The sequence below is a fragment of the Pseudomonas yangonensis genome, from assembly GCF_009932725.1.
Taxonomy (GTDB): domain Bacteria; phylum Pseudomonadota; class Gammaproteobacteria; order Pseudomonadales; family Pseudomonadaceae; genus Aquipseudomonas; species Aquipseudomonas yangonensis.
Window position 1 is genome coordinate 290,235 of sequence record NZ_BLJU01000001.1, and the last position, 18,790, is coordinate 309,024.

Below are 18,790 nucleotides of genomic sequence, written 5' to 3' on the forward strand. Positions count from 1 at the left end.
AGGCTGCCGGCAAGCAGGACGGTGGTGGCGCGCAAGTGAATGCTCCAATCGATTGTTGTTTATGTAATAACGTTACAATAACCTCAATCGAGAAAAGTTCCCAGATGAAAATGCTGGATGATCAGTTTCCGTTGACGGGAGGGCGAATGCCGATTTCTGCGGTCAGCGTTAGCGGCTTGCCGTTGCGCATCACCTCGATGCGGATCTTGTCGCCCGGCTTGGTGCGCGCCACCTGGTTCATCGAGCGGCGGCCGTCGCTGGCCGGCTCCCCATCGATGCTGAGGATCAGGTCGCCCGGTTGCAGGCCGGCCTTCTGCGCCGGGCCGTCACGGTAAACGCCCGCGACCACGATGCCGGGGCGGCCATCGAGACCGAAGGACTCGGCCAGTTCCGGCGTCAGCGGCTGCACCTCGACCCCCAGGTAGCCGCGGATGACCTGGCCGTGCTCGATGATGGCGCGCATCACTTCCATGGCCAGCTTTACCGGGATGGCGAAACCGATACCCTGCGAGCCCCCGGACTTGGAAAAGATCGCGGTGTTGATGCCCACCAGGTTGCCGTGCGCATCGACCAGCGCGCCGCCGGAGTTGCCCGGGTTGATGGCCGCGTCGGTCTGGATGAAGTCTTCGTAGGTGTTGAGACCCAGCTGGTTGCGCCCGGTGGCGCTGATGATGCCCATGGTCACGGTTTGGCCGACACCGAAGGGGTTGCCGATGGCCAGGGTAACGTCGCCGATGCGAATGCTGTCGGAGCGACCCAGGGTGATGGCCTGCAGATTGGGCAGGTCGATCTTCAAGACTGCCAGGTCGGTTTCCGGGTCGTTGCCGATCACTCGGGCCAGGGTTTCGCGGCCATCCTTGAGCGCCACAACGATCTGATCGGCGCCGCTGACCACATGATTGTTGGTCAGCAGATAGCCTTCCTTGCTCATCAGTACCGCCGAGCCGAGGCTGGACTCCATGCGCTGCTGACGTGGCAGGTTGTCGCCGAAGAAGCGGCGGAACGTCGGGTCTTCGAACAGCGGATGAGCCGGTTTGCTCACCAGCTTGGTGGTGTACAGGTTGGCCACTGCCGGCGAGGCGGTATCGACAGCCTCGGCGTAGGACACCGGGCCTTCCTGCAGGCGGCTGTAGATGGGCGCCTGCACCAGCTGCACGTCCTGGCTTGGCAGCCCTACCCATTGCGGGTAGCGCTGGATCAGCAGCAGTGCGAGCAACACACCGACCAGCAGGGGCCAACCGAGAAAACGCAGTGCCTGGGGCATCGAGACAATCCTGAGGGTTGCGGGGGCCAAATGCGGCCCTTAAGGTGGCGCATTATAGTGAGGTGCTCGCCGTTTAGGCAGCGGCCCGCAACAGCTTGAGAGGAATCTTCATGGCCATTGCCCTGTCCACGCTAGTGGAAGAAGCTGACGCTTTTCTGAATGCGTCGCGCATCAGCGATTATTGCCCCAATGGCCTGCAGGTCGAGGGGCGCCCGCAGGTCAGTCGCATCGTCAGTGGCGTGACCGCCAGCCAGGCGCTGATCGAGGCCGCCATCGCCGCCGAGGCCGATGTGCTGCTGGTCCATCACGGCTATTTCTGGAAGGGCGAGAACCCCTGTGTCACCGGTATGAAGCAGCGTCGTCTGAAAGCGCTGCTGGCTCATGACATCAGCCTGCTGGCCTATCACCTGCCCTTGGACGTGCACCCCGAAGTGGGCAACAACGTGCAGCTCGCTCGTCAGCTTGGCATCGTCGTAGAGGGCCCGCTGGAGCCGGACAATCCGCGCACCGTGGGCCTCGTGGGCTCACTGGAGGAACCGATGAGCGCTGTCGATTTCGCCCGTCATGTGCAGCAGGTGCTGGGGCGCGAGCCGCTGCTGGTGGAAGGCGAAGGCCTGATCCGCCGGGTCGGCTGGTGCACGGGGGGCGGGCAGGGCTATATCGATCAGGCGATCACCGCCGGTGTCGATCTGTACCTGACCGGTGAAGCCTCGGAGCAGACGTTCCACAGCGCACAGGAGAACGGCGTGAGCTTCATCGCCGCTGGCCATCACGCCACCGAGCGCTATGGCGTGCAGGCGCTGGGTGATTATCTGGCGCGGCGTTTCGCCCTCGAACACCTGTTTATCGACTGTCCGAATCCGGTCTGATCCGGGCTTTCCTGCAGCTATAACGCTAGATCTTTTCGGTCTAACCGGCGCCCTGAGTATAAGCAGACGCTGTGGTAGAGTGCGCGCTCGTCCACGGCCCGCCGGCCCCATAACAGCAAACCGTGAGTAGCCATGCTCGACAAATTGACCCATCTGAAGCAGCTGGAGGCGGAAAGCATCCACATCATTCGTGAAGTGGCCGCCGAATTCGACAACCCGGTGATGCTCTATTCCATCGGCAAGGATTCAGCCGTGATGCTGCATCTGGCCCGCAAAGCGTTCTTCCCTGGCAAGTTGCCGTTCCCGGTCCTGCACGTCGATACGCGCTGGAAATTCCAGGAGATGTACCGCTTCCGCGAGAAGATGGTCAGCGAGATGGGACTGGAGCTGATCACCCACATCAACCCCGATGGTGTGGCGCAGGACATGAACCCCTTCACCTATGGCAGTGCCAAGCACACCGACGTGATGAAGACCGAGGGCCTCAAGCAGGCGCTGGACAAGTACGGCTTCGACGCTGCCTTCGGTGGCGCGCGCCGCGATGAAGAGAAGTCGCGTGCCAAGGAGCGCGTGTACTCTTTCCGCGACAGCAAGCACCGCTGGGACCCGAAGAACCAGCGCCCCGAGCTGTGGAACGTGTACAACGGCAAGGTCAAGAAGGGCGAGTCGATTCGCGTTTTCCCGCTGTCGAACTGGACCGAGCTGGACATCTGGCAATACATCTACCTGGAGCAGATCCCGATCGTGCCGCTGTACTTCGCCGCCGAGCGTGAAGTCGTGGAGCTCAACGGCACGCTGGTGATGATCGATGACGAGCGCATCCTCAACTATCTGACGCCCGAGCAGAAGGCCAGCATCCACAAGAAGATGGTGCGCTTCCGTACCCTGGGTTGCTACCCGCTGACCGGCGCGGTGGAGTCCACCGCGGCGACCCTGCCGGACATCATCCAGGAAATGCTCCTGACCAAGACCAGCGAACGCCAGGGCCGGGTCATCGACCACGACGCAGCCGGTTCGATGGAAGAAAAGAAACGCCAGGGCTACTTCTAAGGATTCCTCATCATGAGTCACCAGTCTGATTTGATCAGCGAGGACATCCTCGCCTACCTGGCCCAGCACGAACGCAAGGAGCTGCTGCGCTTCCTCACCTGCGGCAACGTCGACGACGGCAAGAGCACCCTGATCGGGCGCCTGCTGCACGACTCCAAGATGATTTACGAAGATCACCTGGAAGCCATCACCAAGGATTCCAAGAAGGTCGGCACCACCGGCGATGATATCGATCTGGCACTGCTGGTCGACGGCCTGCAGGCCGAGCGCGAGCAGGGCATCACCATCGACGTGGCCTACCGCTACTTCAGCACCGCCAAGCGCAAGTTCATCATCGCCGACACCCCCGGCCATGAGCAGTACACCCGCAACATGGCCACCGGCGCATCCACCTGCGACCTGGCGATCATCCTGATCGACGCCCGTTACGGTGTGCAGACCCAGACCAAGCGCCACAGCTTCATCGCCTCGCTGCTGGGTATCAAGCATATCGTCGTCGCGGTCAACAAGATGGACCTCAAGGACTTCGATCAGGGTGTGTTCGAGCAGATCAAGGCCGACTACCTGGCCTTCGCCGACAAGATCAGCCTGCGCCCGACCACCCTCGAGTTCGTGCCGATGTCGGCGCTCAAGGGCGACAACGTGGTCAACAAGTCCGAGCGCTCGCCCTGGTACACCGGGCAGTCGCTGATGGAGATTCTCGAGACCGTGGAGGTGGCGGGCGATCGCAACTTCGACGACCTGCGTTTCCCGGTGCAGCACGTCAACCGCCCCAACCTGAACTTCCGTGGTTTCGCCGGTACCCTGGCCAGCGGCATCGTGCGCAAGGGCGACGAGGTGATGGCGCTGCCTTCGGGCAAGACCAGCAAGGTCAAGTCCATCGTCACCTTCGAGGGCGAGTTGGAGCATGCCGGCCCGGGCCAGGCCATCACCCTGACCCTGGAAGACGAGATCGATGTGTCGCGCGGCGACATGCTGGTGCATGCCGATAATCGTCCGCAGGTGACCGACGGCTTCGAGGCCATGCTGGTGTGGATGGGCGAAGAGCCGATGCTGCCGGGCAAGAAATACGACATCAAACGTGCGACCAGCTATGTACCGGGCTCGATCCCGAGCATCGTGCACCGTATCGACGTGAACACCCTGGAGCAGGGTGCGGCCAGCGAGCTGAAACTCAACGAGATCGGCCGGGTCAAGATCGCCTTGGATGCGCCGATTGCGCTGGATGGCTACGAGTACAACCGCACCACCGGTGCCTTTATCGTCATCGACCGCCTGACCAATGGCACCGTCGGCGCTGGCATGATCATCGCCGACCCGGTCGCTCATGGCGGCGGTCAGCATGGTCGTCTGGCCCACGTGTCGACCGAGGAGCGTGCTTCGCGCTTTGGTCAGCAGCCGGCCACCGTGCTGTTCAGCGGCCTGTCCGGCGCCGGCAAGAGCACCCTGGCCTATGCCGTGGAGCGCAAGCTGTTCGATATGGGCCGTGCGGTATACGTGCTCGACGGGCAGAACCTGCGCCATGACCTGAACAAGGGCCTGCCGCAGGACCGCGCCGGCCGCGCCGAGAACTGGCGCCGCGCCGCGCATGTGGCGCGCCAGTTCAACGAAGCCGGGCTGATCGCCCTGGCCGCCTTCGTCGCCCCGGATGCCGAAGGTCGTGAACAGGCCAAGGCGCTGATCGGCAGTGAGCGCCTGGTCACCGTCTACGTCCAGGCTTCGCCGCAGATCTGCGCCGAGCGCGACCCGCAGGGGCTGTATGCTGCCGGTGGCGACAATATTCCCGGCGAAGGCTTCCCCTACGACGTGCCGCTGGATGCCGATCTGGTGATCGACACCCAGACGCAGTCGGTCGAGGAGGGCGTCAAGGCGGTGCTGGATCTGCTGCGTAGCCGCGGCGCGATCTAAATACGCGCATTGCAACGAGCCCCGCCTAGTAGCGGGGCTCGTCGTTTGTGGGGGTTGCCTTTTGTAGGAGCGACTTCATTCGCGATCTGGGCTCACGATGATCGCGAATGAATTCGCTCCTACCGTCCGCGTAGCTCGCATCCGCGCCCAATAAAAAGCCCCGCAATGACGGTAATGCTGGTCACTTAAGGTTGCACACGTTTGGCTCCCCTCTACCATTTATGGGAGAGGGGCTGGGGGAGAGGGCAGGAGACACCGCAAAACTGCCAGTTCCCCCCCTCTCCGAACGCGGCCCGCCCTAACCCTCTCCCCGGAGGGGCGAGGGGACTGATCGAGCTCGACCGCTCCTACCCAATAAAAAGCCCCGCACTGGCGGGGCTCGGTGTTTCTGGCTGATGGGTTACTTCTTCAACCCGTAGCTCTCGTCCAGCATGCCGGGACCGTCGCTCTTCGGCGCATAGTCCTTGGGCATTTCGTAGTTCTTCGGCGGGGTCAGGCGCTCGCGCTTCTCGCCGGCTTCGGTGCTGTTCAGGGTCGCCAGCAGACGCTGACGGGTCAGCTCGTCCAGAGCCAGGCGGTTGGCGCCGTCGGACAGATGCTCCTGCACGTCCTGGTAGCTCTGGGTGAGCTTTTTCACCAGGCTGGCGGTGGTGTTGAAGTGGGTGACCACTTCATTCTGGTAGGCCTCGAAGCGCGCCTGCATTTCATCCATCTGCCGCTGCGTACGGCCCGGTGCAGCATTGGGGGCCAGGCGGGCGAGCACAAAGCCCACGGCGATGCCGACCACCAGGGTCAGAGCGGGTATCAACCAGGCTGTAACGGTCTGTTCCACGAGTCCTTCCTCTCAAAACGGCTTTGCTTTACGTTAGCGGCTTGAGCCTGTGCTGTATACGACCAGAACCTGCTCAGAGTCTACTGTGCGTCGGCACTGCTGCGTTAAAAACAGGTTCGGAATGCTCGTGTACAACAGTACACTCCGCTTCCTCTCCTGTTTTCGCCTTGCATTGCGCGAGCGCTCGAGGCGCTGAACAGGTTCATTTGCCGCACAGGCAGTTTGCTAGACGAGTCGACCCGTTGCGGGGTCACGGAGTTCAGTGTTGCTCAGTCGCGAAACCCCTCTTTTCATCCAGGGCCCGGTGGGCCAACTCGAAGCCCTTCTGCTGGAGGTGGCGGACGCCCGAGGTGTGGCGCTGGTCTGTCATCCCAACCCCGTGCAGGGTGGCACCATGCTCAACAAGGTGGTGTCCACGTTGCAGCGTACCGCGCGTGACTGCGGATATCACACATTGCGTTTCAATTATCGCGGTGTTGGCGCCAGTGCCGGCAGCCACGATATGGGGACCGGCGAAGTGGACGACGCCGAGGCCGTTGCCGCCTGGCTGCAGGAAGAGTATCCGAATCTGCCCGTTACGCTGTTGGGCTTTTCCTTTGGCGGCTTCGTGGCAGCCGCGCTGGGTGCTCGTCTTGAAGCGCAAGGCCGAGTGCCGAGCAAGCTGTTCATGGTCGCTCCCGCCGTACACCGGCTGACGGCCGATACACCGCCCGCCAGCCAGTGCCCGCTGGTGGTGATCCAGCCTGACGCTGACGAGGTGGTCGAGCCGCAGGCGGTCTACGACTGGTCGGCCAACCTCGGGCGTGCCCATGAACTGTTGAAAGTGGCAGAATGCGGTCACTTTTTTCACGGCAAGCTGACGGATCTGAAGGATCTGCTGTTGCCTCGCCTGTAAGAACCTGTTCACGATCTCGCGAGCTAGAGCCAGGCAAGGCGAAACCAGGCGAAAAAGCGCAGTTTACTAGTCGTAAATGAGCATTTTGAGGCTGGTTTCAACGCAGCATGGCCGACGCGCAGCAGATCGTGAACAGGTTCTAAGTCTTTCAGCCATTGATAAGCGAACGTCATGACCACCCGTATCCTCACCGGTATCACCACCACCGGCACGCCGCACCTGGGCAACTATGCCGGCGCCATTCGTCCGGCCATCGCTGCCAGTCGCGATCCGCAGATGGACTCCTTCTACTTTCTCGCCGACTACCACGCACTGATCAAGTGCGACGACCCGGCGCGCATTCAGCGCTCGCGTCTGGAGATCGCCGCGACCTGGCTGGCCCTGGGCCTGGATACCGACAAGGCGACCTTCTACCGCCAGTCCGACATTCCCGAAATTCCCGAGCTGTGCTGGCTGCTGACCTGCGTCGCCGGCAAGGGCCTGCTCAACCGCGCCCACGCCTACAAGGCTTCGGTGGACAAGAACGTCGAAGCCGGTGAAGACCCGGATGCCGGCGTGACCATGGGCCTGTTCAGCTACCCGGTGCTGATGGCGGCGGACATCCTGATGTTCAACGCGCAGAAGGTGCCGGTCGGTCGTGATCAGATCCAGCACGTGGAAATGGCTCGCGACATCGGCCAGCGTTTCAACCACCTGTTCGGCAAGGGCAAGGACCTGTTCGTGCTGCCCGAGGTGGTGATCGAGGAGGAAGTGGCGACGCTGCCAGGCCTCGATGGACGCAAGATGAGCAAGAGCTACGACAACACCATCCCGCTGTTCGGCACCGCCAAGCAGCTCAAGGACGCCGTGGCGCGCATCGTCACCGACTCCAGGCTGCCGGGGGAACCCAAGGACGCCGAAGGTTCGCACCTGTTCACCTTGTACCAGGCCTTCGCCAGCCAGTCGCAACAGGCCGAGTTCCGTGCCGACCTGGAGGGCGGACTGGCCTGGGGCGAGGCGAAGAATCGCCTGTATCAGTTGCTCGAAGACACCCTGGGCGAGGCGCGCGAGCGCTACAACGCGCTGATCGCCAAGCCGGCCGATCTGGAAGACATTCTCCTCGCGGGCGCCGCCAAGGCGCGCAGGATCGCCACCCCGTTCCTCGGTGAACTGCGTGAGGCGGTCGGCCTGCGCTCGTTCCGTGAGCAGGTGCAGGTGACAGCCGGCGAGAAGAAGAAAGCCAGCAAGAGCGCGCGCTTCGTCAGCTTCCGTGATGACGACGGCAGCTTCCGCTTCCGTCTGCTGGATGCCGATGGCGAGCAACTGCTCCTGTCGAGATCCTTCGCCGATGGCAAGTCGGCGGGTATGGTCAACAAACGCCTGCAATCCGGCGAAGCGCTGGACGTGCGTGCCGAAGGTCTGGGGTTCTCGGTGTGGATCGACGGCGAGAACGTGGCCAGCAGCCCCGAATTCGCCGATGGTCAGGCCGTGGAAGCCGCCATCGCCCGCCTGCGTGAGGCATTGGCCCCGCAGGAGTGAAGTAGCCCGAATTGCATCCGGGCTACGGCCATGATTGCCAACAAACGGGGGCGTCGCTAAAGTGACGCCCCCGTTTTTACTTGCCCGGCTAACGAATCATGACCCCCTTAGAGCGTTATCAGGCCGACCTCAAGCGGCCCGACTTCTTCCATGATGCGGCCCAGGAAAATGCCGTCCGCCACCTGCAGCGTCTGTACGACGATCTGATCGCGCGCGACCAGGGCAAGTCCGGGCTGATGGGCAAGCTGTTCGGCAAGAAGCCGCAAGGGCCGGTCAAGGGCCTGTACTTCTGGGGTGGCGTCGGGCGCGGCAAGACCTATCTGGTCGACACCTTCTTCGATGCGCTGCCGTTCGAGCAGAAGATGCGCACCCACTTCCACCGCTTCATGAAGCGTGTGCACGAGGAAATGAAGACCCTCAAGGGCGAGAAGAATCCGCTGACCATCATCGGCAAGCGCTTCGCCGACGAGGCGCGGGTGATCTGCTTCGACGAGTTCTTCGTCAGCGATATCACCGATGCCATGATCCTCGCCACGCTGCTCGAAGAACTGTTCAAGAACGGTGTGTCGCTGGTCGCCACCTCCAACATCGTGCCGGACGGCCTGTACAAGGACGGCCTGCAGCGTGCGCGTTTCCTGCCGGCCATCGCCCTGCTCAAGGAGCACACCGATATCGTCAACGTCGACAGCGGCGTCGACTATCGCCTGCGTGCGCTGGAGCAGGCCGAGCTGTTCCATTTCCCGCTCGGGCCGTCCACGGAAGAGAGCCTGCGCAAGAGCTTCCAGAGTCTGCTGCCGGACTGCACCCATATGGTGGAGAACGAGGCGCTGATGATCGAGAACCGCGCGATCAATGCCGTGCGCGTGTGCGAAGACGTGGCCTGGTTCGAATTCCGCGAACTCTGCGATGGCCCGCGTAGCCAGAACGACTACATCGAGCTTGGCAAGATCTTCCACGCGGTGATCCTGGCCAACGTCGAGCAGATGGGCGTAGCCAAGGACGACATGGCGCGGCGCTTCATCAATCTGGTGGACGAGTTCTACGACCGCAACGTCAAGCTGATCATCTCTGCCGAGGTGGAGCTCAAGGATCTCTATACCGGCGGCCGTCTGAGCTTCGAGTTCCAGCGTACGCTAAGTCGTCTGCTGGAGATGCAATCGCACGAGTTCCTCTCGCGCCCACACCGGCCCTGAGGTTCAGCGATACGAAAAAGGCGACTCACAAGGTCGCCTTTTTCGTTGATGGACGGTTGGTTGCGTCCAGTGGCGTTCAGTTCTTCGCCAGCTTCTGCTGATACTGGGTCAGCAGCTTCTGCGCGTGGGCCACTTCCAGGGCCTCCATGGCGCTGATCGGCTTGATCGCCACGGCGCGCTCGAGGTGCTCGATGACCTTCTGTTCTTCATCGTCGCCATACACGTAGGTCAGTGCGTTGGCGTATTCGTAGTGGCCGATGGGCAGGTCGTCGCGAGCCTGGAAGCTGCGTTGAAAGTAGCTTTCCATCTTGTCGGCGCTAACGCCGTAAGTCATCTTGCCCACCAGCTTGCCGACCTTGCGGATCACGCCGGCTTCGTATCCGCCGTACAGCGCCAGGGCGAACGGCTGCCTGGGCTGCTTGGCGAGCAGGGCGTCCAGCTCCTGGGGAATCTGCGAGGTGTAGCCGCGCTTGAGCACCACCGGCACGGAGAGCTCCTCGCCAAGGCGCGCCTTGGCATAGACGCGGCCGAACTGGGCGACGGCATCGGCTTGCACCAGATCGCCGGCCTCGTCGGTGTAGGCGATCACTTCCTCCAGCAGGCGATGTTTCTCGGCCTGGTCCGGCACCAGGAACATGGCGTAGACGACCTGGGCGAACATCGCCGGTATCTGTCCGCCGATGCCCAGCGCCATGCCCTGTTCCTTGGCCTGGGCGAAATCACCGCGGAACATCAGGCGCCAGACTTCCTGCAGTTTCTGCGCATAGGCCTCGGCTTCTTCCGGTTTGCCGCTAAAGCCGGTGCCGGCGGCCACGGTCTTTTCCAGGGCCTGTGGATGCTGGGTGGCCATGTTCAGCACCCAGTCGGCGTCGGGGAAGGGGTAATCGCCGAAGCCGCGGGTCAGTTGCGGCCAGGCCTGGCGCAGCTTGTCGCCGCTGTAATCGTAGGCGCTCTGGTCGAGCGGGAAGGATTTCCAGTTATCGGCCGCCGCAGCGCTGAGGCTGCAGGTGGCAAGCAGGGCAATCAATAAACGGCGCATGGCGGTGAACCTGTTGTTGTTATGTTCACCGTCGATCATAGGGCGCTGCTGCGGGGCGCCAACCTAACCAAGGGTGGGCTGGCGCTTTGCCGCCCTATGGTTTGAGGTCCTCAGTTCTGCTGGTCCTTCTGCTGAAATTGCCGGCGATACTGGTTCGGCGACAGCTCGGTATGCTGGCGGAACAGGCGGGCAAAGAAGCTGGCGTCGTCGTAGCCGACCTCGTAGCTGATGGTCTTGATGCTCTTGCGCGTGGAGGAGAGCAGGCTCTTGGCGGTTTCGATGCGCAGGCGCTGCAGGTAGTGCAGGGGTTTGTCGCCGGTGGCGCCCTGGAAGCGGCGCATGAAGTTACGAATGCTCATGCCGTGCTCGCGGGCCACGTCTTCGAAGCGGAACTTGTCGGCGTAGTGCTCCTCCAGCCAATGCTGGATCTGCAGCACGGTGACGTCCTGATGCAGTTTCTGCCCGCCGAAACCGATGCGCCCCGGCGTATAGCTGCGCTGCACCTCGTAGAGAATGTCGCGTGCCACACCCTGTGCCACGCCTGCGCCGCAGTAACGCTCGATCAGGTAGATGTACAGATCGCAGGCCGAGGTGACGCCGCCAGCGCAATACAGGTTGTCGGCATCGGACAGGTGCTTGTCCTGATTGAGCAGAACCTTGGGGAAGCGCTCGGCGAACTCGCGGAAGAAGCGCCAGTAGGTGGTTGCTTCCTTGCCGTCGAGCAGGCCGGCTTCGGCCATCCAGAACACCCCGCTGGCCTCCCCGCAGATCGCGGTACCGCCGGCATGCTGGAGCCTGAGCCAGTCCAGCACCTGCGGATAACGACGGCTGAGCGCATCGAAGTCGTCCCAGAAGGCCGGCAGGATGATCACGTCGCAGGTTTCCAGGCCGCCATCGACCGGGACGCGGACGTTGCTGAAGCTTTTCACCGGGTGGCCGTCGGGGCTGACCAGCCGAATCTCGAACGGGGGTTGATCGCCAAGGCCCTGCTGCCTGGCGTAACGGATGCCGGCCATGTGGAAAAAATCCTTGGCCTGCATGAGGGTGGAAGCGAAAACGCCGTCGGTGGCGAGAATGCTGACGCGCCGCAAGGCGCCTGACTGATGATTAACCATATGTTGTTTTTATAAAGGCTAAGTGGTCACTAGGCGGCTGGATCGTCTTATTTTTTGGCGCTTGTGTCCAGTGTAAGCAAGCGTTTGCTTGGCTAAAGTCGAGCGCTGAACCCTCGATGACCACAGGTAGCGCCATGATCCCCAGAACCCTATTCAGCTCCGACCATGAACTGTTTCGTGACAGCGTGCGCAAGTTTCTCGAGCAGGAAGCGGTGCCTCATCACCATCAGTGGGAGAAGGACGGCCATATCGATCGGGCGCTGTGGAACAAGGCGGGCGAGGCCGGCATGCTCTGTTCGCATATCCCCGAAGAATACGGCGGCATGGCTGCCGACTTTCTCTATAGCACCGTGGTGATCGAGGAGATCGGTCGCCTGGGGCTGACCGGCATCGGTTTCTCGCTGCACTCGGATATCGTCGCGCCCTACATCCTGCATTACGGCAGCGAGGCGCAGAAACAGCACTACCTGCCCAAGCTGGTGAGCGGCGAGATGGTCACCGCCATCGCCATGACCGAGCCGGGTGCCGGCTCCGACCTGCAGGGCGTGAAGACCACTGCCGTGCTCGATGGCGACGAATACGTGATCAATGGCTCGAAGACCTTCATCACCAACGGCTGGCTGGCCGATCTGGTGATTGTCGTGGCCAAGACCGACCCCAAGGCCGGCGCCAAGGGCACCAGCCTGTTCCTGGTGGAGGCCAGCACGCCGGGCTTCTCCAAGGGCAAGCGCCTGGAGAAGGTGGGCATGAAAGCGCAGGACACCTCCGAGCTGTTCTTCCAGGATGTGCGCGTACCCAAGGAAAACCTGCTGGGCCAGGCCGGCATGGGCTTCGCCTACCTCATGCAGGAGCTGCCGCAGGAGCGTCTGACCGTCGGCATCGGCGCCCTGGCTTCGGCCGAGGCGGCGCTGAAGTGGACGCTGGACTACACCCGCGAGCGCAAGGCGTTCGGCAAGGCTGTGGCGGATTTCCAGAACACCCGCTTCAAGCTCGCCGAGATGGCCACCGAAATCCAGGTCGGGCGGGTATTCATCGACCGCTGCCTGGAGTTGCACCTGCAGGGCAAGCTCGATGTGCCGACTGCGGCGATGCTCAAGTACTGGACCACCGATCTGCAATGCAAGGTGCTTGATGAGTGCGTGCAGCTGCACGGCGGCTACGGCTTCATGTGGGAGTATCCGATCGCACGAGCCTGGGCCGATGCACGTGTGCAGCGCATCTATGCCGGTACCAACGAGATCATGAAGGAGATCATTTCCCGCTCGTTGGTGTAATGGGTCGTGGTTCATCGGGCGAACTCAGGCGTCGCCCGCGGCTCCAAGGCAGAAATGCCTGGAGAGCCTGATGACCCGATTGAGCGATCTGGCTGCCACCCCGTTCGCGGATTGGGACGGCAGCCCGGCGGCCGCCCGCGAACTGCAGACGCACCTGGCCCGGCAAGTACGACTGGAGGATGATTATCCGCCGCTAAGGCGCTTGGCGGGCGTGGATGTCGGCTTCGAGGAAGGCGGCGCCATCACGCGCGCTGCCGCAGTGCTGCTGGATGCCGAGACGCTGCAGCCGCTAGCCGAATGCGTGGCACGCATTCCCACCAGCATGCCCTATGTGCCGGGGCTGCTGTCCTTTCGCGAATTGCCCGCCTTGCTTCGAGCCTTGGCTGATCTGCCGCAGGAGCCGGATCTGGTCTTCGTCGACGGGCACGGTATCGCCCACCCGCGCGGCTTGGGTATTGCCGCGCACCTGGGCGTGGTCAGCGGCTTGCCGACCATTGGCGTGGCCAAGAAGATTCTTACGGGGCATCACGCCGAGCTGGATGAGGCTCGGGGTGCATGCGTCGAGCTGCTGAGCAGGAAGGGCGAGCGAATCGGCTGGGTGCTGCGCAGCAAGGATCGCGTGCGGCCGCTGATCGTCTCTCCGGGCAATCGGGTCAGTCTCGAGCGAGCGCCGGAGCTGGTCATGGCGTGCGTCAGGCGTCACCGCCTTCCCGAGCCAACCCGGCTGGCCGATCGCCTGGCCTCGCGACGCGATACCAGGAGCGATCAGCCGTCACTCTTTTAAGGGGCCGGGTTGGGTTGGCCCTTGTGAATCGCCTCGATGCCGGCGAGCACTTCCTCGGACAGCTTCAGCTCGGCGCTGGCCAGGTTGCTGTCCAGCTGCTCCAGGCTGGTGGCCCCGATGATGTTGCTGGTCACGAAGGGCTGCGCGGTGACGAAGGCCAGGGCCATTTGCGCCGGATCCAGGCCGTGTTCGCGGGCCAGGGCGACGTAGCGCGAACAGGCTGCTTCGGCCTGCGGGTTGGTGTAGCGGGCGAAGCGGCTGAACAGGCTGATACGTGCACCGGCCGGGCGGGCGCCGCCCTCGTATTTGCCGCTGAGCATGCCGAACGCCAGCGGTGAATAGGCCAGCAGACCGCACTGTTCGCGAATCGCCACCTCCGCCAGACCCACTTCGAAGCTGCGGTTGAGCAGGTTGTAGGGGTTCTGGATCGATACCGCGCGTGGCCAGCCGCGGCTCTCGGCCAGTTGCAGGAATTTCATCGTACCCCAGGGCGTTTCGTTGGACAGGCCGATGTGGCGAATCTTGCCGGCCTTGACCTGCTCGTCGAGCACTTCCAGGGTTTCTTCCAGCGGCGTGAACTCAACGTCCTTGTGCTTGTAGCCGAGCTGGCCGAAGAAGTTGGTCGGGCGCTCCGGCCAGTGCAGCTGGTACAGGTCGATCCAGTCGGTCTGCAGGCGCTTGAGGCTGGCATCCAGCGCGGCGACGATGTGCTGGCGGTTGAACTTGAGCTGGCCGTCGCGGATGTGCGTGATGCCATTGCCGGGACCGGCGATCTTGCTGGCCAGAATCCAGTCGGCGCGGTCGCCCTGCCGCTTGAAATAGCTGCCGATGATCTGCTCGGTCCTGCTGTAGGTTTCGGCGCGTGGAGGCACCGGGTACATCTCGGCGGTGTCGATGAAGTTGATGCCGCTGGCCTTGGCCCGTTTGATCTGGGCATGGCCTTCGCTCTCGCTGTTCTGCTCGCCCCAGGTCATGGTGCCCAGGCACAGTGCGCTGATTTCGAGACCGGTTCGGCCTAGCTTGCGGTATTCCATGAAGTGCTCCTTGGGTAAAAGAGTCATACAAGCAGGTTGAATTTTTTTTCGCAATCAGGATAATCCGGCACCTCTTTCTGCGGTGGAAGTGATGCGCCGCCTGCCGAAGAATCTTGCCGTATTGTGGACGCGCTGACCCGAGCCCCCGATAGCGTCCGTATGCGGCTGCCTTTGACTTGTCAAAGTACGCACTATCCAGTAAGATCCGCCGTCTATTTTTTGCTGGGCGGCCCCTGAGGCTATAAAGAATGAAAACTTTTACTGCTAAACCGGAAACAGTAAAACGCGATTGGTTCGTCGTTGATGCTGCTGGTCAGACCCTGGGTCGTCTGGCCACCGAAATCGCGAGCCGTCTGCGTGGCAAGCACAAGCCTGAGTACACCCCGCACGTTGACACCGGCGACTACATCGTCGTGATCAATGCCGAACAGGTGCGTGTAACTGGTGCCAAGGCCAGCGACAAGAAGTACTACTCCCACTCCGGTTTCCCGGGCGGCATCAAAGAGATCAACTTCGAGAAGCTGATCGCTCGTGCTCCTGAGCGCGTGATCGAGACCGCGGTCAAAGGCATGCTGCCGAAGAACCCGCTGGGTCGCGACATGTACCGTAAGCTGAAGGTGTACAAGGGTGCCGCTCACCCGCACACCGCTCAGCAGCCCCAAGAACTGAAGATTTAACGGAATAGTTCATTATGTCGGCGACTCAAAACTACGGCACTGGCCGTCGCAAGACCGCAACCGCGCGCGTTTTCCTGCGTCCGGGCACTGGTAACATCTCGATCAACAATCGCAACCTGGATACCTTCTTCGGTCGCGAAACCGCTCGCATGGTCGTGCGTCAGCCGCTGGAGCTGACCGAGACCGTCGAGAAGTTCGACATCTTCGTCACCGTTGCCGGTGGTGGTGTCAGCGGTCAGGCCGGTGCCATTCGTCACGGCATCACCCGCGCTCTGATCGAGTACGACGAAACCCTGCGCAGCCCGCTGCGTAAAGCCGGTTACGTCACTCGCGACGCCCGTGAAGTCGAGCGTAAGAAAGTCGGTCTGCGTAAAGCGCGTAAGCGTCCGCAGTACTCGAAGCGTTAATCGCGTCTACGCTTCCAAAAAGCGCCCAGTTTCCTTACGGAGCTGGGCGTTTTTTATGGGCGTGGCAAAGTGCTGCGACAACGTGCCGCATACGTGCAAGCCGCACGCGCCAAGGCTTTCGCCGTTCTCTTGCGGGGTAATTACCTTGTCAGAAAAGGGGCTTTTCTTTACCATTTGGCGAATTTTTTGCGCGGCCCGATTTTTACTTAGTAGAGGCCTGAACAACAGGCCACAAAGCTGATGGGAGACGACTGAATGAGCAATGACGGCGTGAATGCAGGCCGGCGTCGCTTCCTGGTTGCAGCCACCTCCGTGGTGGGTGCTGCAGGAGCGGTAGGTGCTGCGACTCCGTTCGTGGGGTCATGGTTCCCCAGTGCCAAGGCCAAGGCGGCCGGTGCACCGGTGAAGGTGAACGTCAGCAAGATCGAGGCAGGTCAGCAGATGGTTGCTGAGTGGCGCGGTCAGCCGGTGTTCATCGTGCGCCGTACCGAGGAGATCCTGGCCAACCTGACCAAGATCGAAGGCAGCGTCGCCGATCCCGAGTCTGCTGATTCCGTGCAGCCGGAGTACGTGGACAAGAAAAACCGCTCGATCAAACCGGAACTGCTGGTGCTGGTAGGCCTGTGCACCCACCTGGGTTGCGCGCCGTCCTTCCGCCCGGAAGTGGCTCCGGCTGATCTGGGGCCGGACTGGGTTGGCGGCTATTTCTGCCCCTGCCACGGTTCGCGCTACGACCTCGCCGGGCGCGTGTACAAGGCCCAGCCTGCGCCGCTGAATCTGCCAGTGCCGCCGCACACCTACGAGACGGATGATGTGATCATCATCGGTGTGGACCAGGAGAACGCGTAATGAGCAAGTTCATGGAATGGGTGGATGCGCGCTTCCCCGCCACCAAGATGTGGGAAGACCATCTCTCCAAGTACTACGCCCCGAAGAACTTCAACTTCTTCTACTTCTTCGGCTCGCTGGCACTGCTGGTGCTGGTCAACCAGATCGTTACCGGTATCTGGCTGACCATGAGCTTCGAACCTTCGGCTGAAGGCGCTTTCGCCTCCGTCGAATACATCATGCGTGACGTCGAGTACGGCTGGATCCTGCGTTACCTGCACTCCACCGGCGCTTCGGCGTTCTTCGTGGTGGTCTATCTGCACATGTTCCGCGGTCTGCTCTACGGCTCCTATCAGAAGCCGCGCGAGCTGGTGTGGATCTTTGGCATGCTGATCTACCTGGTGCTGATGGCGGAAGCCTTCATGGGCTACCTGCTGCCGTGGGGCCAGATGTCCTACTGGGGCGCCCAGGTGATCATCTCGCTGTTCGGTGCCATCCCGGTCATCGGCGACGACCTGACTCAGTGGATCCGTGGTGACTACCTGATTTCCGGCATCACCCTGAACCGCTTCTTCGCCCTGCACGTGATCGCGCTGCCGATCGTCCTGCTCGGCCTGGTGGTGCTGCACATCCTGGCGCTGCACGAAGTCGGCTCGAACAACCCGGACGGCGTCGACATCAAGAAGCTGAAGGACGAGAACGGCGTACCGCTGGACGGTATCGCGTTCCACCCGTACTACACCGTGAAGGACATCGTCGGCGTAGTGGTGTTCCTGTTCGTGTTCTGCTTCGTGGTGTTCTTCTTCCCGGAAATGGGCGGTTACTTCCTCGAGAAGCCGAACTTCGAAGCGGCCAACCCGTTCAAGACCCCTGAGCACATCGCGCCGGTTTGGTACTTCACCCCGTTCTACGCGATTCTGCGTGCTGTACCGGACAAGCTGCTGGGCGTCATCGCCATGGGTGCTGCCATCGCCGTGCTGTTCGTGCTGCCGTGGCTCGATCGTAGCCCGGTCAAATCGATGCGCTACAAGGGTTGGCTGAGCAAGATCTGGCTGGTGGTGTTCTGCATCTCCTTCGTCATCCTGGGCGTGCTGGGTGTGCTGGCGCCGACCCCGGGTCGTACCCTGCTGTCGCAGGTGTGCACCTTCCTGTACTTCGCGTACTTCATCCTGATGCCGTTCTACACCAGGATGGAGAAGACCAAACCGGTTCCGGAAAGGGTGACTGGCTGATGAAAAAGCTCTTTGCTGCATTTGTTTTCGCTGCGCTGCCGGCCCTCAGCTTTGCCGCCGGTGGTCATGATGTGCAATTGGACAAGGTCGACATCGATCTGACCGACAAGGCTGCCATGCAGGACGGCGCGCGTACCTTCGCCAACTACTGCATGGGCTGCCACTCGGCCCAGTACCAGCGTTACGAGCGTGTCGCCGATGACCTCGGCATCCCGCACGAAATCATGCTGGACAACCTGGTGTTCAACGACGCCAAGATCGGCGACCACATGAAGATCGGTATGAAGCCGGACGATGCCAAGGCCTGGTTCGGCGCAGCGCCGCCCGATCTGACCCTGGTCGCTCGTGTGCGTGGCAACGACTGGCTGTACACCTACCTGCGTACTTTCTATGCCGACCCGACTCGTCCGCTGGGCTCCAACAACAAGGTGTTCCCGAACGTCGGTATGCCCAACGTGCTGGTCGGTCTGCAGGGCAATCAGGTCATCGGTTGCAAGCAGGTTCAGGTCGTTACCGACGGCAAGAAGCAGTTCGACCCGCTGACCGGTGCGCCGATCACTCACGAAGCTTGCGATCAGCTCACTATCGAGCCGAACACCGGCAAGCTGAGCGAGGCCGAGTTCGACGAGAAGATCAAGAACCTGGTGACCTTCCTGGCCTACTCGGCCAACCCGGTCAAGCTGAAGTCCCAGCGCATCGGTACCTACGTGCTGCTGTACCTGGCCTTCTTCTTCGTGTTCGCCTACCTGCTCAAGCGTGAGTACTGGAAAGACGTTCACTAAGTCGTCTGCTGTAGCAAACCTGCGCGCCCTGAGGGGCGCGCAGGTTTTTCTAGCCTGCCATTTCTTACGGCTACCCTAGGGTCAGTCGT

18 protein-coding genes are annotated in these 18,790 nt (G+C 62.0%); 13 read left to right on the forward strand and 5 right to left on the reverse strand.

Annotation, left to right across the window (positions count from 1 at the left end):
- Positions 1 to 121 precede the first annotated feature (121 nt).
- Positions 122 to 1,264: a Do family serine endopeptidase AlgW gene (gene algW / locus GYB81_RS01305; protein WP_161864960.1), complete on the reverse strand. Its 1,143-nt coding sequence runs from the start codon at positions 1,262 to 1,264 to the stop codon at positions 122 to 124.
- Positions 1,265 to 1,374: 110 nt separating this feature from the next.
- On the opposite strand from algW, the gene GYB81_RS01310 reads away from it, so the two are divergent.
- The 3 genes from GYB81_RS01310 (at position 1,375) to cysN (ending at position 5,091) form a co-directional block, all read left to right on the forward strand.
- Positions 1,375 to 2,133 (forward strand): Nif3-like dinuclear metal center hexameric protein, encoded by a 759-nt coding sequence (locus GYB81_RS01310; protein WP_161864961.1) that lies wholly within the window; start codon positions 1,375 to 1,377, stop codon positions 2,131 to 2,133.
- 132 nt (positions 2,134 to 2,265) lie between these two features.
- A complete protein-coding gene (cysD, locus tag GYB81_RS01315) occupies positions 2,266 to 3,183 on the forward strand; it encodes a sulfate adenylyltransferase subunit CysD (RefSeq protein WP_003242927.1) in 918 nt (305 codons plus the stop codon).
- 12 nt (positions 3,184 to 3,195) lie between these two features.
- Positions 3,196 to 5,091, forward strand: coding sequence for a sulfate adenylyltransferase subunit CysN (cysN, locus tag GYB81_RS01320; protein WP_161864962.1), 1,896 nt, complete (start codon positions 3,196 to 3,198; stop codon positions 5,089 to 5,091).
- Positions 5,092 to 5,491: 400 nt separating this feature from the next.
- Here the strand turns inward: cysN and GYB81_RS01325 are convergent, their stop codons facing one another.
- Complete coding sequence (locus GYB81_RS01325; RefSeq protein ID WP_024307001.1) at positions 5,492 to 5,923, reverse strand: Z-ring associated ZapG family protein; 432 nt, start codon at positions 5,921 to 5,923, stop codon at positions 5,492 to 5,494.
- A gap of 265 nt (positions 5,924 to 6,188) precedes the next feature.
- Between GYB81_RS01325 and GYB81_RS01330 the strand changes: the two genes are divergently transcribed.
- The 3 genes from GYB81_RS01330 (at position 6,189) to zapE (ending at position 9,529) form a co-directional block, all read left to right on the forward strand.
- Positions 6,189 to 6,818 (forward strand): alpha/beta hydrolase, encoded by a 630-nt coding sequence (locus tag GYB81_RS01330; protein WP_161864963.1) that lies wholly within the window; start codon positions 6,189 to 6,191, stop codon positions 6,816 to 6,818.
- A 171-nt stretch (positions 6,819 to 6,989) separates the two neighbouring features.
- A complete protein-coding gene (locus GYB81_RS01335; protein WP_161864964.1) occupies positions 6,990 to 8,336 on the forward strand; it encodes a tryptophan--tRNA ligase in 1,347 nt (448 codons plus the stop codon).
- Between the two features lie 98 nt (positions 8,337 to 8,434).
- Positions 8,435 to 9,529 (forward strand): cell division protein ZapE, encoded by a 1,095-nt coding sequence (zapE, locus tag GYB81_RS01340; RefSeq protein WP_161864965.1) that lies wholly within the window; start codon positions 8,435 to 8,437, stop codon positions 9,527 to 9,529.
- Positions 9,530 to 9,605: 76 nt separating this feature from the next.
- Here zapE and GYB81_RS01345 read toward each other — a convergent pair whose 3' ends face one another.
- Both GYB81_RS01345 and GYB81_RS01350 read right to left on the reverse strand, forming a co-directional pair.
- Complete coding sequence (locus GYB81_RS01345) at positions 9,606 to 10,568, reverse strand: hypothetical protein (RefSeq protein ID WP_161864966.1); 963 nt, start codon at positions 10,566 to 10,568, stop codon at positions 9,606 to 9,608.
- Positions 10,569 to 10,678: 110 nt separating this feature from the next.
- Positions 10,679 to 11,608 (reverse strand): GlxA family transcriptional regulator, encoded by a 930-nt coding sequence (locus tag GYB81_RS01350; protein WP_438810693.1) that lies wholly within the window; start codon positions 11,606 to 11,608, stop codon positions 10,679 to 10,681.
- A gap of 209 nt (positions 11,609 to 11,817) precedes the next feature.
- On the opposite strand from GYB81_RS01350, the gene GYB81_RS01355 reads away from it, so the two are divergent.
- Positions 11,818 to 12,957, forward strand: a complete 1,140-nt coding sequence (locus tag GYB81_RS01355; RefSeq protein ID WP_161864967.1) for an acyl-CoA dehydrogenase family protein — start codon at positions 11,818 to 11,820, stop codon at positions 12,955 to 12,957.
- Positions 12,958 to 13,027: 70 nt separating this feature from the next.
- Positions 13,028 to 13,741, forward strand: coding sequence for a deoxyribonuclease V (gene nfi, locus GYB81_RS01360; RefSeq protein ID WP_161864968.1), 714 nt, complete (start codon positions 13,028 to 13,030; stop codon positions 13,739 to 13,741).
- Here the strand turns inward: nfi and GYB81_RS01365 are convergent.
- Entirely contained in the window at positions 13,738 to 14,775 is a 1,038-nt protein-coding gene (locus GYB81_RS01365; protein ID WP_161864969.1) for an NADP(H)-dependent aldo-keto reductase, read from the reverse strand. The genes nfi and GYB81_RS01365 overlap by 4 nt on opposite strands.
- A 248-nt stretch (positions 14,776 to 15,023) precedes the next feature.
- Between GYB81_RS01365 and rplM the strand changes: the two genes are divergently transcribed.
- The 5 genes from rplM (at position 15,024) to GYB81_RS01390 (ending at position 18,701) form a co-directional block, all read left to right on the forward strand.
- Positions 15,024 to 15,452 carry a 50S ribosomal protein L13 gene (gene rplM / locus GYB81_RS01370; protein WP_003242947.1) on the forward strand — a complete coding sequence of 143 codons (429 nt, stop codon included), beginning with the start codon at positions 15,024 to 15,026 and terminating at the stop codon, positions 15,450 to 15,452.
- Positions 15,453 to 15,466: 14 nt separating this feature from the next.
- Positions 15,467 to 15,859, forward strand: coding sequence for a 30S ribosomal protein S9 (rpsI, locus tag GYB81_RS01375; protein ID WP_161864970.1), 393 nt, complete (start codon positions 15,467 to 15,469; stop codon positions 15,857 to 15,859).
- Between the two features lie 255 nt (positions 15,860 to 16,114).
- Positions 16,115 to 16,708: a ubiquinol-cytochrome c reductase iron-sulfur subunit gene (gene petA / locus GYB81_RS01380; protein WP_161864971.1), complete on the forward strand. Its 594-nt coding sequence runs from the start codon at positions 16,115 to 16,117 to the stop codon at positions 16,706 to 16,708.
- Entirely contained in the window at positions 16,708 to 17,919 is a 1,212-nt protein-coding gene (locus GYB81_RS01385; protein WP_013714132.1) for a cytochrome b, read from the forward strand. Before petA ends, GYB81_RS01385 begins: the two co-directional genes overlap by 1 nt.
- Positions 17,919 to 18,701 (forward strand): cytochrome c1, encoded by a 783-nt coding sequence (locus tag GYB81_RS01390; RefSeq protein ID WP_161864972.1) that lies wholly within the window; start codon positions 17,919 to 17,921, stop codon positions 18,699 to 18,701. The genes GYB81_RS01385 and GYB81_RS01390 overlap by 1 nt, the downstream gene beginning before the upstream one ends.
- Positions 18,702 to 18,790: the final 89 nt, after the last annotated feature.

Bases quoted from the DNA above. Each gene is read 5' to 3' on its own strand.
- GYB81_RS01335 (WP_161864964.1), top strand. From the start codon at position 6,990: ATGACCACCCGTATCCTCACCGGTATCACCACCACCGGCACGCCGCAC.
- GYB81_RS01390 (WP_161864972.1), top strand. From the start codon at position 17,919: ATGAAAAAGCTCTTTGCTGCATTTGTTTTCGCTGCGCTGCCGGCCCTC.
- GYB81_RS01365 (WP_161864969.1), bottom strand. From the start codon at position 14,775: ATGGAATACCGCAAGCTAGGCCGAACCGGTCTCGAAATCAGCGCACTG.
- algW (WP_161864960.1), bottom strand. From the start codon at position 1,264: ATGCCCCAGGCACTGCGTTTTCTCGGTTGGCCCCTGCTGGTCGGTGTG.
- cysN (WP_161864962.1), top strand. From the start codon at position 3,196: ATGAGTCACCAGTCTGATTTGATCAGCGAGGACATCCTCGCCTACCTG.
- nfi (WP_161864968.1), top strand. From the start codon at position 13,028: ATGACCCGATTGAGCGATCTGGCTGCCACCCCGTTCGCGGATTGGGAC.
- zapE (WP_161864965.1), top strand. From the start codon at position 8,435: ATGACCCCCTTAGAGCGTTATCAGGCCGACCTCAAGCGGCCCGACTTC.
- rplM (WP_003242947.1), top strand. From the start codon at position 15,024: ATGAAAACTTTTACTGCTAAACCGGAAACAGTAAAACGCGATTGGTTC.
- GYB81_RS01350 (WP_438810693.1), bottom strand. From the start codon at position 11,608: ATGCAGGCCAAGGATTTTTTCCACATGGCCGGCATCCGTTACGCCAGG.
- GYB81_RS01355 (WP_161864967.1), top strand. From the start codon at position 11,818: ATGATCCCCAGAACCCTATTCAGCTCCGACCATGAACTGTTTCGTGAC.
- rpsI (WP_161864970.1), top strand. From the start codon at position 15,467: ATGTCGGCGACTCAAAACTACGGCACTGGCCGTCGCAAGACCGCAACC.
- petA (WP_161864971.1), top strand. From the start codon at position 16,115: ATGAGCAATGACGGCGTGAATGCAGGCCGGCGTCGCTTCCTGGTTGCA.
- cysD (WP_003242927.1), top strand. From the start codon at position 2,266: ATGCTCGACAAATTGACCCATCTGAAGCAGCTGGAGGCGGAAAGCATC.
- GYB81_RS01345 (WP_161864966.1), bottom strand. From the start codon at position 10,568: ATGCGCCGTTTATTGATTGCCCTGCTTGCCACCTGCAGCCTCAGCGCT.
- GYB81_RS01385 (WP_013714132.1), top strand. From the start codon at position 16,708: ATGAGCAAGTTCATGGAATGGGTGGATGCGCGCTTCCCCGCCACCAAG.
- GYB81_RS01310 (WP_161864961.1), top strand. From the start codon at position 1,375: ATGGCCATTGCCCTGTCCACGCTAGTGGAAGAAGCTGACGCTTTTCTG.